General features: G+C 57.9%; 13 protein-coding genes. 7 read left to right on the plus strand and 6 right to left on the minus strand.

Annotated elements, in window-relative coordinates:
* Positions 1-455: 455 nt before the first annotated feature.
* Positions 456-704: a hypothetical protein gene (locus ACO07N_RS20930; protein WP_306145079.1), complete on the minus strand. Its 249-nt coding sequence runs from the start codon at positions 702-704 to the stop codon at positions 456-458.
* 180 nt (positions 705-884) lie between these two features.
* Here ACO07N_RS20930 and ACO07N_RS20935 point away from each other — a divergent pair, with 180 nt between their 5' ends.
* Entirely contained in the window at positions 885-2,879 is a 1,995-nt protein-coding gene (locus ACO07N_RS20935) for a BTAD domain-containing putative transcriptional regulator (protein WP_421982881.1), read from the plus strand.
* Here the strand turns inward: ACO07N_RS20935 and ACO07N_RS20940 are convergent.
* Together ACO07N_RS20940 and ACO07N_RS20945 are read right to left on the minus strand one after the other, a co-directional pair.
* On the minus strand, positions 2,871-3,167 hold the full coding sequence (locus ACO07N_RS20940; protein ID WP_421982882.1) for a hypothetical protein: 297 nt from the start codon (positions 3,165-3,167) through the stop codon (positions 2,871-2,873). The genes ACO07N_RS20935 and ACO07N_RS20940 overlap by 9 nt on opposite strands.
* Positions 3,168-3,237: 70 nt before the next feature.
* The gene (locus tag ACO07N_RS20945) at positions 3,238-3,528 is read right to left on the minus strand and encodes a hypothetical protein (protein WP_421982883.1); all 291 of its coding nucleotides are present in this window, start codon (positions 3,526-3,528) and stop codon (positions 3,238-3,240) included.
* Positions 3,529-3,803: 275 nt separating this feature from the next.
* On the opposite strand from ACO07N_RS20945, the gene ACO07N_RS20950 reads away from it, so the two are divergent.
* The gene (locus ACO07N_RS20950; RefSeq protein WP_421982884.1) at positions 3,804-5,189 is read left to right on the plus strand and encodes a YcaO-like family protein; all 1,386 of its coding nucleotides are present in this window, start codon (positions 3,804-3,806) and stop codon (positions 5,187-5,189) included.
* Positions 5,190-5,331: 142 nt separating this feature from the next.
* Here ACO07N_RS20950 and ACO07N_RS20955 read toward each other — a convergent pair whose 3' ends face one another.
* Entirely contained in the window at positions 5,332-5,880 is a 549-nt protein-coding gene (locus ACO07N_RS20955; protein ID WP_421982885.1) for a CAP domain-containing protein, read from the minus strand.
* Positions 5,877-6,716 carry a phosphodiesterase gene (locus tag ACO07N_RS20960; RefSeq protein WP_421982886.1) on the minus strand — a complete coding sequence of 280 codons (840 nt, stop codon included), beginning with the start codon at positions 6,714-6,716 and terminating at the stop codon, positions 5,877-5,879. Before ACO07N_RS20960 ends, ACO07N_RS20955 begins: the two co-directional genes overlap by 4 nt.
* A 178-nt stretch (positions 6,717-6,894) precedes the next feature.
* Here ACO07N_RS20960 and ACO07N_RS20965 point away from each other — a divergent pair, with 178 nt between their 5' ends.
* From ACO07N_RS20965 to ACO07N_RS20980, 4 genes are all read left to right on the plus strand, one after another.
* Complete coding sequence (locus ACO07N_RS20965; protein ID WP_421982887.1) at positions 6,895-8,751, plus strand: ArnT family glycosyltransferase; 1,857 nt, start codon at positions 6,895-6,897, stop codon at positions 8,749-8,751.
* Entirely contained in the window at positions 8,735-9,643 is a 909-nt protein-coding gene (locus tag ACO07N_RS20970) for a phosphatase PAP2 family protein (RefSeq protein ID WP_421982888.1), read from the plus strand. The genes ACO07N_RS20965 and ACO07N_RS20970 overlap by 17 nt, the downstream gene beginning before the upstream one ends.
* Positions 9,643-10,404 (plus strand): glycosyltransferase family 2 protein, encoded by a 762-nt coding sequence (locus ACO07N_RS20975; protein WP_421982889.1) that lies wholly within the window; start codon positions 9,643-9,645, stop codon positions 10,402-10,404. The genes ACO07N_RS20970 and ACO07N_RS20975 overlap by 1 nt, the downstream gene beginning before the upstream one ends.
* 62 nt (positions 10,405-10,466) lie before the next feature.
* Positions 10,467-10,781, plus strand: a complete 315-nt coding sequence (locus ACO07N_RS20980; RefSeq protein ID WP_306145069.1) for a lipid-A-disaccharide synthase N-terminal domain-containing protein — start codon at positions 10,467-10,469, stop codon at positions 10,779-10,781.
* A gap of 74 nt (positions 10,782-10,855) precedes the next feature.
* Here ACO07N_RS20980 and metC read toward each other — a convergent pair whose 3' ends face one another.
* Positions 10,856-12,034: a cystathionine beta-lyase gene (gene metC / locus ACO07N_RS20985; protein WP_421982890.1), complete on the minus strand. Its 1,179-nt coding sequence runs from the start codon at positions 12,032-12,034 to the stop codon at positions 10,856-10,858.
* 465 nt (positions 12,035-12,499) lie between these two features.
* Between metC and ACO07N_RS20990 the strand changes: the two genes are divergently transcribed.
* Positions 12,500-13,519, plus strand: coding sequence for an amino acid ABC transporter substrate-binding protein (locus tag ACO07N_RS20990; RefSeq protein WP_421982891.1), 1,020 nt, complete (start codon positions 12,500-12,502; stop codon positions 13,517-13,519).
* The last annotated feature ends 148 nt before the right edge of the window (positions 13,520-13,667 follow it).

Below are 13,667 nucleotides of genomic sequence, written 5' to 3' on the forward strand. Positions count from 1 at the left end.
ACTGGAAACCTTGTGTTTTCGCGTTCGTGGGCCTGGGTTCTCCAGAGAAATCAGGTCAGTGTAAAAGTGGAGAGTTTTGACAAGCGGTGACTGCTCAGCGCTTATTGTCAAAGCAAAATCTTCCTTTAACGCAGGGGGGCGCTGGTTTAGGCCAGCGTCCTTTTTCTGTGTAAAAGTCTGCGAACACACGGCATCGCCGGATGCAAGGGCAGGCGCAACGGGCCCGCCGCATTCAGGGCAGTTTCCGAAAAATCCGATATCTGTGAAGAGGAGGAGTTGCGCGTCTTGTCGCGTCTTGAATGGCTGCCCCGCCATGGGAGCGGTTGGCTTGCCTGAATTTGCGCCCTGGAAAACCGGGAATATCGCTGCTTTCGGTTAGGCGCTTATGGATGGAACACCGGATCGCTCGGAGCGAACCGGTGTTTCCAGCAAACGTTTCAGATCAGGGGCGGTCTTCAGGACTTCCGCTGTTCCGAGTTGGGCTGTCCAACCATCAACGGCGTGATTTTCGTCTTCAGAATCATATCGAGCTCTTCAGACCCGTCTTCAAGCGACTGAAGTGCCATATCCAGGCAATAAGAGCAGAAAGTACGACCGTCCTTGTCGGCCTCTTTCTTGGTGTAGCGGATCATCCGTTTGATCGCTTCAACCGCGGGTTCCTGCTCATTTGAAATGCGTTCAGACTTACTAACTGTCTTTGACATTGTTATACCCACCAGTATTCGAATTTCCGTTCGCAGCGAAGCTGCCGTAACCATCCACGAGAAGCATGCTGTTGCAGCGTGATACTAGCGTGATAAAGTATTGTTGTATATCAGGTTGTGAGACATTCGCTCGCGAGTGTTAAAACAAACGACAATGCGTGATGGAAATACGGGGAATGAATGGCAAACGCGTCATGCTTTGCATGCCTTGGACGGCCGTTGCTCCTAAGCAAAAATGGCGAGCCTGCTGCGGTCAAGACTCGTAAGGCTCTGGCAATCATGGGCTATTTGAGCCGCGTCAGTGGCATGAACGCGCCCAGAGAAACGCTTGCGGACCTTCTTTGGAGCAATGCGGAACGGCCGAAGGCGATGCAATCCCTGCGCCAGGCGCTGCGTCAGTTGAAGACCGCCGAGCAGGCGGTTGGTCACGATGTTGTTCACGCTTCCAGCAATGACGTCAAGCTTGATCAGTCGGAGTTTTCATCCGATCTTTCGCAAGTTATGAAGCTGCTGGAGCAGGACGATGCCGAAGGATACCTGCGCGCTGGTGAGCTCTGGCGCGGAGAATTCCTGACAGGATTTGAGGAACTCGATCCTGAATTCACGGACTGGCTCCAGGTGGAGCGTGAACGCGTGCGCTCCGACATCGTTACGGCGACTTTCAAACACCTGAATGATGTTTCGACCTCCGACGGCGGGCGCAAGACCGAGGCGGGAGCCAGGTTCCTGCTCAAAATCGATCCCGCCCTCGAGGCAGCGCATCGAGTACTCATCCGCCTGTATCTGAAACTTGGCCAGCGTGAACGGGCTGAACAGCAACTCAAGACATGTGAACGGGAGATGCACCTGCATTTGGATGCGGCGCCTGATCGGCAGACATATTCGCTTCTAGAAGCAAGGAACGATGCCGGCATCAACAACAAGGAATTTCTGCAGCCAGGCATCGGCGGAGCAGTGCAGCCGCCCGTGTCGAATGCCGACGGCATAGTGCGCCTTCCCGAGATCTTTATTGTCTCGGCATCGCTGGCAAAAAGTAACGCTAATGACGCAATTTACCTGCGTGAGGAGATCGTTTCTGGTCTTTCTTCTTTCCGGTCCTTCGAACTCTTCCAGTCCGAGTATTTTGGCGAGGCCAATGCGCCGCAGACCGCTTTGGTTGAAGGTTACGATATGGGCAGCTATCTGCTGAGGTTTAGACAGGATGAGCGCTCGGGCAAGGTCGTGGTCCAATTCGAGGATCGGGAAAACGGTCAAATCGTTTTCAATGAAATCGTCGACCTTGCGTTGTGGGACGGTATCCTTCCGGCAGCAAGCCACATAGTGAGCCGCGTGAACGCGCATGCGATCGAGAAACTCCGCAATCCGTCGAACAAATCAGTTTTTGCGCGTTGGTGTCAGGCGGACGCACTCTTGTGGGAGTTCACGCCTCAGTCAGACGCCAAGGCAATGCGTCTTCTGGATGAACTTGAGAAATCGAACAGACGTTTTTCTAGAACCTATGCAGGCAAGGCCTCCATAATAATGAAGCAGGCACTGCATTTTCCTATGAACGACAGAACATCCGCTCACGGTTTGAGCGATCTGTTGAAGCTGGCTGAGCAAGCGATCATGCTTGATCCCTGGCAGGCGGTGAACCAGCGTGTCTATGGCTGGGCGCTGATTCTATCCAACATGCCGCTCGAGGCGAAGAGGGCGTTCCAGAGTGCAGGGCGACTGAGTTCTTCAGACCCTTCCAACCTGATGTCCGTCGCCGAGGGGCTGGCATTTTCCGGTGACGTCGTCAAAGCACGCGAGATTGCGGAGCGTGCGTACGATCTGTTTTCCTACGTCCCGCGCGTATTCTACGAATACATGGCAAACATATCATTCGCCGAAGAAAACTTTGAAGGTGCACTGCAGCATATCGAGAAGAGCGCAGGAACCAGTCTTAAGGGACTGACCACCCGGGTTGCTGCCCTCGTTTGCCTCGGGCGGCACGCGGAAGCAATACAGACGTTGCGCAGGTATGAGGAGCACCGACTTTCGCTGCTCAGCGCATCCAAGCTAGGTATGCGTGATCCGGAAGACTGGCGCAGACGTGTGAATTTTTTCCAGAACCAACAGGTACACGCCAGTTACGACAAGGGTGCAGAACTTGTGAAGAGATTCCTGTTTGAAGGCGAGCTTTCAGTTTAAGCTTCGGCTCGGGAACAACCGGGACAGGCCACCCAGATACTCGGGGTCTTCGTTTGCGAGTTTGGCCGCATTCAATCTGTAGGGCAGTGTAACCGATTTACTTGAAGTGTCTTCTGAGACGACTTTAAAGTTAAGGAGTTCGGTCGCCTCCGGTGGCAATCCAATTTCACGCAAAAACGAGGCCGGGTCTTGCATGAGCGCATGTCTCACGCTGGCCTCGGTGGCCGCGCGTGCGAGCAATTTACCTAGCTTTGCTTGGTTGCTTTTGTAGTGTGGAAATCGAGCCATTTTGCACCTCTGCCGCAAAACAGCCGCCTGAGTTTTGAGCTCAGGCGGCGGGAGATTCAATGAACTAGGCCTATTCAGGAAGGTCTTCGTAATAGCAGCTGCCCAGGGCGGCAAGGCCAAGCTCTTCGAAATAGGCTTCATCGTCCGCTGCAACACGGGTCTGATCGACCTCCGCAGGAATGATCAGATGAACGAGGTCTGCGGTGTCGGCATAGATCGTGACGTCGGATTTGGCTCCGATCTCGCTCAATACGGCTTCCGGGCTTTCAATGAGCTGCTCCCGCGCTGTAGCATCTTGAATGATAGCGCCGAGTTTCGCTCCAACTTCCATTTCTTTGCGGGAGGTAAGAGTAGCGTGCATGGTGAAGCTCCTGTATTTAAAGTTGAAAATTGACACGGTGAGTAGTTGGATGGTCACGATGTCAAATCGAGAGCAAGAAAAAGCGACGTAAAAAACCAAAACAAATTGGCTTTACTTTGCAATTGCTGCTTTCAACTAAAAATATAGAACCAACAAAAAAAGTACTTCAATAGAAACGGCAGTTTTTTACATGAAATGCAATTTAAGGTAGAGTGTGCACGTTTGGCTGGGTGTTGGTGTGAAGTTCGAGTGAGCGGGAACGGGGGTGGTTACCGATGGCGGGGAAAGTGCCAACTGAGATCGAATTGCCCGATCATTGCTGGTCGGACCTTGTACGCTCAGGTCTTGCATCGCGTGCCGGCGATGCGTCCGGATCCGGACGATTTCATGTCGAGCCCGACCTCGGTTTGTTCCTACCGTTATTGTCCCGTTTCGACGTTCGGCTGGCTCCGATGCATGTAAGAGGCTGTCCTGTTAAATTTTGCACCGGTACGATAAAATTGGCGCGTGATCCGGCGATGCGGCGAAGTGCAGCGGCAACGACGATACCGGCGGGCGGTCAATCGGATACATCTTCTGGTGCAGCTTTAAGTTGTTTAGGCGAACTGTCTGAGCGATTGAGTCTTTGTTCTCTGGGAGAGCAGGATTCCAGAGTTGAAATAGACTTAACATTGCAATCACAGATCGAAATGGCGAAGGTGCTCGGGTTCAGTGCGCGGCAGTTGCGCGGTGTTGCGCGTCAGGTCGGACGCCAGGTGGAGGGCGCGGGTCCCGATGTGCCCGATCTGGAGCAATTCTCCGCAAGGACAGTAAACGTGCGGCGATTGGGGGATGGGATGCCCGCTTCCTGTCCGAGCGCAGGTGTTCTGTTCGGTGAATTCGAGCTAATCACAGGCCGTCCGGGAGGGTTTGCGTCAACGGTGGGCGCTGCGGTTTGGCGAGATCGCGACGGTGCGCGGAAGCGTGCGCTTCTCGAGTTGGTCGAGCGCGATGCGGTTGCTCAGGCATGGTACAACCGCTTGGGGATAACTAGGATCAAAATTGGGTTTGTTTCTTCGGTACTGCCGCAACAGGTGGCCGCGCATCTCGATGAAAGCCGGAGATTTTGGGGACTCTACTCGGTTGCAACCGACCTTCAGGTTCATATCGCACTGGCCGTGTCTTGTGAAGCCGATGGTCGCAGGACGGCTTTCGGCTCTGCTGCCGGCTGGGATCTCGCTTCCGCCTGCAAATCGGCGGTCACCGAGATGCTGCAATCTAAAAATGCTCTGGACCTCATGGAAAGGGCCTATGGGCCGCAAGGCGCCGGATCGCGTGAACCGCAGAAGCTGCCGAAACATCTTTCGTATGCACGGGACAGGTCGGTTTTCGACGATTTTCTTTTGAAGGCGGACGGTTCAAGTGCGCCGCCAGACCCGGAAACCGTTTTCACATACGATGACCTCCTCGATAGCTGCACCGCCAAGGGCATCGCCATTTGGGAATTCGATGCGACCCGATCCGACCTTGGGATCCCGTGCATCAAATTGATTTCGCCGGAACTGTGCAGCTGGGAGCCGCGTTTCGGCAAAGACAGACTGTTTCAGGGGGTCGTCGAACGCGGCTTGCGCGCTCATCCGGCCGCTGAATCCGAGTTCGAGAGCCGTCCGTTTCCGTTTTGAATCCTGATGGGACTCCGGTTTGACACGGTCACCAACCAAGATACGAAAACATGATGAAAAACTCGTATTTAGCGGCGCGTTCGGATGATGACCCGGTCATTCGATCCCTGGAAGAAACTGGGCAGGAAAATTTCGCCCAGCATCACCTGACAGCCGGGCGCCCGTCTGATGTCGGTCGTGCCAGCGTCAGGACCCAGAAATTACGCCACTTGCCGGTATTCCTGTTTGTCCGGGCAACGCCGACGCGCGTGACGTAGGGGTTGAGCAGGTTCTTGTTGTGGCCCTGGGACCCTTGCCAGCCTCTGAACGCAGCTGGCAGGTCCGCATACCCGGCACCGAGATTTTCCGCGCCCGCATAGTTTCCGTAGTTGGCCTTGCTCAGCCTTTGCGACAGGCCGAACGAACTGTGCTGCCAGGTGTCCATGCTGTCACGTTCCGCGATGTGGCGCGCCATTTTTTGCGAGACCTCGTCCAAAACGGGGTCGTGTTTCAGTGCTGGCAGATTGTTCTGGCGTCTGTAGCTGTTGATGAGGGACAGCAGCTGGCTCTTGTCGACAGGCTGATCTGTCAGCACAATTTCGTCTTCGAGCTCCCCGCCGCCCGGCAGGACGCCACATGCATTGAGTGAAACCGCAAGGGCGAGGAACAAGAGGACTTTCAGTCCGGGAGCGAACACGTCCAGGGCTCTCATCTGGGTTCGTCTCCCGGCCAGGAAACGCCTTCATCGGCGAAAAAGTGATAGGGGCCGGGAAAGCTCTCGACATAGGCCATGTGGGTTACGAGACCGGTCTTTTCGCTGTGGTAATGCACGAAATAGGCCGGCGGTTCGAAACGGAACATGGCCGCTCCGTCCGGTGACAGGTCGAGTTCGACCTGATGGCAGGTGCTGGGGGCAAGCGTCATGATCTTGCCGGCGAATTCCGCGATGATCGGCCGGTGCAGGTGACCGCACAGCAGTCTTTGAACCTGGGGATGTGGCGCGATCACTTCTGCCAGCGCCGGCGCATCGAGAAGACCCATCGCGTCCATGTGTGCGATGCCGGACAGTGCAGGAGGGTGATGCAACGCGATCATCGTCGGTGCGCCATTGCCGGATAGCGTTTCTTGCAGCCAGATGAGCTGTTCCTGGCCGATTTGTCCATGAGGGCGGCCCGGCAAGTGCGTGTCCAATGCGATGATGCGGACGTCGTTGACCATCGCCGCGTAGTGGATCTTGCCGTCTCTGGTTTCGCCGATGCCCGGAAAGCCTGCCATCTCCCGGCGCATACCGTTGCTGCTGTCGTGATTGCCCGGCATCAGAAAGACCGGGATATCGAAGCGCTCGAGCAGCGCGCGGGCAACGGCATACTCGCGCGGATCGTCGCGGTCGGTGAGATCTCCCGTCATGATGACCGCATCCAGCCCGGGTGAATAGGCAAGCAGCGACCTTACGGCGCGTTCCGCCATCATGTTGGTATCGGAGACCCTGTAGCAGGCCAGACCTCTCGGACGAAGATGCAAATCAGTTATCTGTGCAATATGGGTCATCTGGAATCCCGGGATTCGGAGCTGTCAAGAAACCTCCGGAACGATAGCTTAGCTCTTGATGAGAGCAAGCACTTGTTTCCCTTTTCCGAAAGCTCATGTAGGAGAAACTCAGTGTCGGAAGCGCGCAGGCCGCTCTCCGCACAGGTCAGAATTTTGGCAAACGGCATTTGTGGCAGGTATGAGCGACAATTCGAAGGTTCACACACGAGTCAAGGCTGAAACGGCAGGAGATGAAGGTACCGGCGCTTCCCGGACCGACCCGGGACCTGCAGACGAAAACGTCTCCGCACAAGACGGCGCTGCAAAACAGTCCGGGACGCTGCGCAAGCCGTTCTGGCTCAAGGTCTTCGGTCATGACCTGACAGCACCTTTTCTTCTTTTGCTCCTGTCGCTCCTCCTGTTCGTGCCGGGCCAATGGACGGTGCCTCCGCTTGACCGCGATGAACCGCGCTACACCCAGGCGACCAAGCAGATGCTCGAGACGGAGGACTACATCGATATCCGGTTCCAGGAGCAGGCGCGTCACAAGAAGCCGGTCGGCATTTACTGGCTGCAGGCCGCTGCCGTGAAACTGACCGGACATGGCGTCGATGCGCCGCTGTGGGTCTACAGGCTGCCGTCGATCATCGGCGCCGTGCTCAGCGTACTGGCGTCCTTCTGGATGGCCCGTGCCTTTCTCGGTCCTTCCGGGTCATTGCTCGTCGGTGGCTTCGTCGCGCTTGCGATCATCGTCGGTGTCGAAGCCCGGCTGGCAAAGACCGACGCGATGCTGTTTGCGACGGTCATCATCGCACAAGGTGCGCTCGCGCGGATCTGGCTCAAGGACGCCGATCAGCGGATGTGGGGGCTGAGCTTCCTGTTCTGGACCGCGCTTGCTGCGGGCGTGTTGATCAAGGGGCCGGTCGGACTGATGGTGGTGGGCTTTACCGTCGCGGGGCTCATGATCGCCGGCAGGAAGGTGAAGTGGTTCAAGGCCGCGTCTCCGCTGCTCGGTTTCTTGTGGTTCCTGCTGCTCGTCTCGCCCTGGTTCGTCGCCATCTGGATTGCGACGGACGGGACTTTCTTCACCGAAGCGATCGGCCGGGACCTTCTCGGCAAGGTCGGACAGGGTCAGGAAGGGCACGGCGCTCCGCCCTTGACCCATCTGGGCGCCATGTTCGGCATCTTCTGGCCGCTGCCGGCGTTCTTCCTGATTTCGCTTCCGTTGATCTGGAAAGAACGCTCAAGCCCGCTTGTGGTGTTCTCTTTGGCCTGGTTCGTTCCGACCTGGATCGTTTTCGAATTGGTGGCCACGAAGCTGCCGCACTACACCTTGCCGATCCTGCCGGCGCTCGCGTTGCCTGTGGCCGCTGCTCTCATGGAAGGCGCCGGGGAGGCGACCGGCAAGTGGATGAGGCGGGTGGGCGTGGTTTTGCTGGCGCTTCCGCCGGTCGGACTTGCCGTGATCTCGTTTGCAGGGCCGTTCGTGCTGGGAGTCTGGCCGTCGCCACCGGGGGCCGTCATCATGGCGATCGGCGCGGTTTTCGGTGTTGCGGCCGCATCAAGGCTGAGCAAGGGGATTGCGCTTCACGCCTTTCCGGCGGCAACGCTAAGTGCCGTCTGCATCGCGATCGGGTTCTGGGGCTTCGTTGGTCCCGCCCTGACCCCGATCTGGGTCAGCCCGCGCCTTGTCGCTGCAATCGACGAGATACCCGGCTGCGCCGCCAGCAGGCAAGTCGTCACCTCAGGGTTTCACGAACCGAGCTTCATTTTCCTGGAAGGGACAGGCACGCGCATCATTTCGCCCAAAGGCGCCGCGGAGTTTCTCGCCGAGGCAACGCCGGACGGTGGCAGCGGATGCCGCATTGCCGCGATCGAAAGCAGGGAAGAAACCTCGTTTTTGCAGGCAGCCAAGGAGATTGGCCTTGTGCCCGAGGTCCGAAAAAGGGTAGACGGCCTCAACATCAATGGCGGCGACAACGTTGATATAGCTCTATATCAGAAAGCCGGCGCGACAACGGGTGCAGAAGAAAGCGGCAATGTCGAACAGCAGTAACAACGTCTGGCGGATACTGGCGCGCATGCGCGGGAACATTCGCCGGGCACAGATGCTGTTCTCCGGCCGCAGAGAACGGGCGCGCCATAGCCTGGATCCTCTGCCGCCCGGGCAACGGCCACAGGATATCTTCGCCATTCTCCTCTTGACTGTCGGGATTGCCGTCGTCGTGTTTGACGTGCCGACCTATCCCTGGCTGCGCTCCCTGCCGAACGAGTACAGAAACGCGTTCCGGGCGTTCACGGACTTCGGCAAGGCGGACTGGATCCTGATCTCGACGGGCCTGACATGTCTTTTTCTGCTGGCGCAGGACGCCGGCCGCTACGCCTTCCGGATACGCATGGCGATCGGGTCGCTCTTCACTTATGCCGCGTTCATTTTCTATTCCGTGGCTGCAACGGGTCTTCTCGCGATCGCCTTCAAGTGGTCGCTGGGACGGGCGCGGCCGAAGCTCTATGAACAGGTCGGGCCGGTCCGTTTCGACTTTCTGGCGTTCGATGGCACCTATACCAGTTTCCCGTCCGGCCACTCGACGACGGTGGCGGCGCTTGCCACGGCGCTTGCCTTCATCTTTCCGGCCTATCGCTGGCTGATCGTGGTTGCCGCGTTCTGGCTTGCCTTCAGCCGCGTCATGGTCGGTGCGCACTATCCGAGCGACGTCATTGCAGGAACGCTTCTGGGCGTGACTTTCACCTTCTTTACCGTCAGGGCCATGGCGCGCCGCAGGGTCGGGTTCCACCTTTCCTCCTCGGGAAAGATCGAACCGAACATGAATGCCAGGTCGGCGCGTGCGTGCGTGCGTGCGGTCTGGAGGGTCCTGCGCGGCCAACGCGGTTTGCATAGGGTGCCGGTCGAACCCGTGCGGCTGGAAGAGACAGATCGGACAACTTGATGCCAAAGAGTTTTATTGAAGGTCTGGCGGAAGAGACGGGGACCCTTGCCGTGACCGTGGTCGTTCCCGCCAAGGACGAAGCGCAGAACCTTCCGATCCTTCTCGACGAGATAGAGGCAGCGCTTCTGGGGCGCAGTTTTGAAGTGATTGTCGTCGACGACGGGTCCTCCGACGGAACCGATATCGTCCTTCAGGATTATGCGGCCACGCATGACTGGCTTCGGCCTGTGCGGCATCAGACCTCCTGCGGACAAAGTTGCGCCGTCAGAACCGGCCTGCACCACGCCCGCGGCAATGTTGTCGCCACGATCGATGGAGACGGTGAAAACGATCCCGCCTATATTCCGCAGCTTGTCGACGCGCTCGAACAGGCGGGCGCGTCGACGGCGCTTGCTGCAGGACAGCGGCTCGGCCGCAAGGCAAGCCTGGCGAAGCGCTACGCGTCGAAATTCGCGAACAAGATCCGCGGTGCGATCCTGAAGGACAAGACGCGGGACAGCGGCTGCGGCCTGAAGGCGCTGCGCCGCGATGTCTTCCTGCAATTGCCTTACTTCGACAGTTGGCACCGGTTCTTGCCCGCCCTTGTCATCCGGGAAGGTTTTGATGTCGTGCACATCGACGTTCAAGACAGGCAGCGGCGCCACGGGTCTTCGAAATACGGGATTTTTGACCGCGCGCTGGTCGGTGTGCTTGATTTGTTCGGCGTCTGGTGGCTCAGGCGCCGGCGCAAGAAAGTGCCGTCCGTCCGGCCACTGACGTGACCGATTTGTGAACCTTCAAACATGACGGGTTTCATTCCCGACCGGACCAATTGGACCTGCCAATGAGTGCTCTTTACGACTGGATCTACGCTGTTTTCGTCGAGCAATTCGATTTCTGGATCATCCTGGGGTTCTTCGCCCAGGCCATGTTCATGATGCGGTTCGTCATACAATGGATCGCGTCGGAACGCGTCGGCCGGTCCATTGTCCCGGTTGCCTTCTGGTTCTTTTCCGTCGCCGGCGGTTCGCTGCTGCTGATCTACGCAATTCAGCGCCAGGACCCGGTCTTCATCGCCGGGCAGGGGCTTGGTCTCATCATCTACTTCAGGAACCTGTGGCTGATCTTCAAGGAAAAGCGCGAAGATCCGACCATCTGAGACCGGCCGGCTGATTAATCCAGTTTGGAGCACGGGCGAAGTGGCCGCCTAACCGGCGGCCGCATCTGTGAGCGCTATCCGAAGGCCTTGCCGAGGGCCTGGCTCAGATCGTTGATGAGATCTTCGGGATCCTCCAGACCGATATGAAGGCGGATCGAACACCGGCTCTCGTCGACCGGTGTCACGGAGCGCGATCCCTTGAGCTTGGCCGGAATGGCGAGACTTTCGAACCCGCCCCAGGAATACCCGAGCCCGAAGATCTTGAGCGCGTTCAGGAAGGTGTTCGACTGATCGCGCGTCGTTCCGGCGACGAAGTCGAAGGCGCAGAGGCCCGAAGCGCCGGTGAAATCGCGTTTCCAGATCGCATGGCCGGGATCGGTGTCCAGTCCCGGATATCTGATCTGGGCGACAACAGGCTGGTCCCTCAGCCAGGCCAGGACGTCGAGCGTGTTGCGTTGATGCCGCTCCAGGCGCACGGACAGCGTGCGTAGACCGCGAAGTCCGAGATAGACGTCATCCGGCGCTACGTGACAGCCCATGGCACCATGCAGTTCATGGAGGCCCTCCCACGCACGTTCACTGGCCGCGATCGTTCCCAGCATCGCATCCGAATGGCCAACGATGTACTTGGTGCCGGCCTGGATCGACAGGTCCACTCCGAGCGCAAGCGGCTGGCAGAAAAGCGGCGTCGCCCAGGTGTTGTCCATGAGCACCAGCGCCCCGGCCGCGTGCGCCGCCTGGGCGATCGCCGGAATGTCCTGCATTTCGAAGGTGAGGGAGCCCGGGGCTTCGGTGAAGACCGCGGTTGTATTGGGCTTGAACAGTGCCGCGATGTCTGCGCCGAGCGCCGGATCGTAGTAGTCGACCTCAACACCGAATTTCGGCAGCACCGTATCGGCGAAATGCCGCGTCGGATGATAGGCGGTGTCGGTGATCAGGATGTGGTCTCCCGATTTGACGCAGGACAGCACGGCCAGGGACACGGCATTCAGCCCGGAGTTGGCAAGCAGGACGCCTTCGGCGCCTTCAAGCTCCTTGACCGCCTCTTCGAGGGAATCGGTGGTGGGGTTGCCGCGTCTTGCATAGGTGTATTTCTGCCCGCCCGGACGCATGGTTTCGACATCGGGAAACAGCACGGTCGATGCGTGCACGACCGGAGGGTTCACGAAACCATGGAAACTGGAAGGATCGCGGCCGGCATGCGCGAGCTTCGTATCGGTTTTGAGGAGTGTTTTGGGATCGGTGTCAGACATGAGCGAATGATTTCGGATTTGAGGGGAGTGATCTCGGGGTTGTACCCGGTAAGGAAGGCTTATTCCAGCCACGTCCGGCACCTGTCAACGGGCCGCCGGGAGGGCCGTTTGGCCGTCGGGTCTATTGATAACCTTGTTTTAAGGTTAACGCCGTGCGGCGCGGGGGAAAATCGGGATGAACTCTTTTTGAGCATTGAATGATTTCGAAATAGCCATGTTCGCTATTTGTGCATACGCGGCCGCCCCATTTGGACGTTCTGTTGCGAAATTTGACGAGATAATGACAGCAAGTACTTGACCCGAACAGCCAAATGCCATCGTATGGGCGCGTTGGGTGGAACGGGAGAAATCTGGAGGAAGCCGCGCTGCGGCAAGCGCTCGTCCGCAAACGAGACGCAGAGGAGGCCTCCCGCTGAGTTCCAACACTAAAAAAAAGTATGGGTAACAAATAAAGGCTGCATATCCATGTCCAATAAAATCCTTCCACTCGTTCTCGGCGCTGCAATGGGCGTCGCTGCTTCGACAGCTGCGGGTGCGACAACCTTGGAAGATGTCAAGGCGAAAGGCTTCATCCAGTGCGGTGTGAGCCAGGGTCTGCCGGGCTTCTCCAATCCGGATGCTCAGGGGAACTGGACCGGTCTCGACGTTGATCTCTGCCGCGCAATGGCCGCTGCAGTATTCGGCGACGCTTCCGCTGTTAAATTCACTCCGCTGTCCGCCAAGGAGCGCTTCACGGCTCTGCAATCCGGTGAAGTCGACGTTCTGTCGCGCAACACCACCTGGACGATGTCCCGTGACACCCAGCTTGGCCTGAACTTCGCTGGCGTGAACTACTACGACGGTCAGGGCTTCATGGTCCGCAAGGATCTCGGCGTGACATCCGCGCTTGAGCTGTCCGGCGCATCTGTCTGCACCAACACCGGTACGACGACCGAGCTGAACGTTGCTGACTACTTCCGTGCAAACAACATGCAGTACGAAATCGTCGCCTTCGAAAAGGCCGACGAAGTTGTGGCTGCCTATGATGCCGGTCGTTGCGACGTTTACACCACGGACGCCTCCGGCCTGTATGCACAGCGTCTGAAGCTGACCAACCCGGGCGATCATATGGTTCTGCCGGAAATCATTTCCAAAGAGCCTCTTGGTCCGGTTGTCCGTCAGGGCGACGATGAGTGGTTCAACATCGCGAAGTGGACCCTCAACGCGATGATCAACGCCGAAGAAATGGGCGTGACCTCCGCAAACGTCGATGACATGAAGGGTTCCGACAATCCTTCGGTCAAGCGTCTGCTGGGCGTTGAAGGTGCTTTCGGTGAAGGCATCGGCCTGTCCAACGACTGGGCGTACAACGTCATCAAGAACGTCGGCAACTACGAAGAAAGCTTCAACGCCAACGTCGGTCCGGACACTCCGCTCGGTATCTCCCGCGGCGTGAACGCACTGTGGAGCGATGGCGGTTTCCTCTACGCTCCGCCGGTACGCTAATCCTCATTCCTTGTGGGGAAAAAGGGGTTCCGGCAATTTGCCGGGACCCTCAATAAAACAAATCCGCGCATCACAAACCGGAAAACCGGTGAACGCGTGGGGGAACACCTGCTTCATAAGCCGATAGGGAGCACGCACCAGCGTGTTG

Source organism: Roseibium sp., from assembly GCF_965229775.1.
Taxonomy (GTDB): Bacteria; Pseudomonadota; Alphaproteobacteria; order Rhizobiales; family Stappiaceae; genus Roseibium.

What these genes read in the sequence shown, in the direction of transcription:
- ACO07N_RS20930 (WP_306145079.1), bottom strand. Translation starts at nt 704, where the DNA reads ATGTCAAAGACAGTTAGTAAGTCTGAACGCATTTCAAATGAGCAGGAA.
- ACO07N_RS20935 (WP_421982881.1), top strand. Translation starts at nt 885, where the DNA reads ATGGCAAACGCGTCATGCTTTGCATGCCTTGGACGGCCGTTGCTCCTA.
- ACO07N_RS20940 (WP_421982882.1), bottom strand. Translation starts at nt 3,167, where the DNA reads ATGGCTCGATTTCCACACTACAAAAGCAACCAAGCAAAGCTAGGTAAA.
- ACO07N_RS20945 (WP_421982883.1), bottom strand. Translation starts at nt 3,528, where the DNA reads ATGCACGCTACTCTTACCTCCCGCAAAGAAATGGAAGTTGGAGCGAAA.
- ACO07N_RS20950 (WP_421982884.1), top strand. Translation starts at nt 3,804, where the DNA reads ATGGCGGGGAAAGTGCCAACTGAGATCGAATTGCCCGATCATTGCTGG.
- ACO07N_RS20955 (WP_421982885.1), bottom strand. Translation starts at nt 5,880, where the DNA reads ATGAGAGCCCTGGACGTGTTCGCTCCCGGACTGAAAGTCCTCTTGTTC.
- ACO07N_RS20960 (WP_421982886.1), bottom strand. Translation starts at nt 6,716, where the DNA reads ATGACCCATATTGCACAGATAACTGATTTGCATCTTCGTCCGAGAGGT.
- ACO07N_RS20965 (WP_421982887.1), top strand. Translation starts at nt 6,895, where the DNA reads ATGAGCGACAATTCGAAGGTTCACACACGAGTCAAGGCTGAAACGGCA.
- ACO07N_RS20970 (WP_421982888.1), top strand. Translation starts at nt 8,735, where the DNA reads ATGTCGAACAGCAGTAACAACGTCTGGCGGATACTGGCGCGCATGCGC.
- ACO07N_RS20975 (WP_421982889.1), top strand. Translation starts at nt 9,643, where the DNA reads ATGCCAAAGAGTTTTATTGAAGGTCTGGCGGAAGAGACGGGGACCCTT.
- ACO07N_RS20980 (WP_306145069.1), top strand. Translation starts at nt 10,467, where the DNA reads ATGAGTGCTCTTTACGACTGGATCTACGCTGTTTTCGTCGAGCAATTC.
- metC (WP_421982890.1), bottom strand. Translation starts at nt 12,034, where the DNA reads ATGTCTGACACCGATCCCAAAACACTCCTCAAAACCGATACGAAGCTC.
- ACO07N_RS20990 (WP_421982891.1), top strand. Translation starts at nt 12,500, where the DNA reads ATGTCCAATAAAATCCTTCCACTCGTTCTCGGCGCTGCAATGGGCGTC.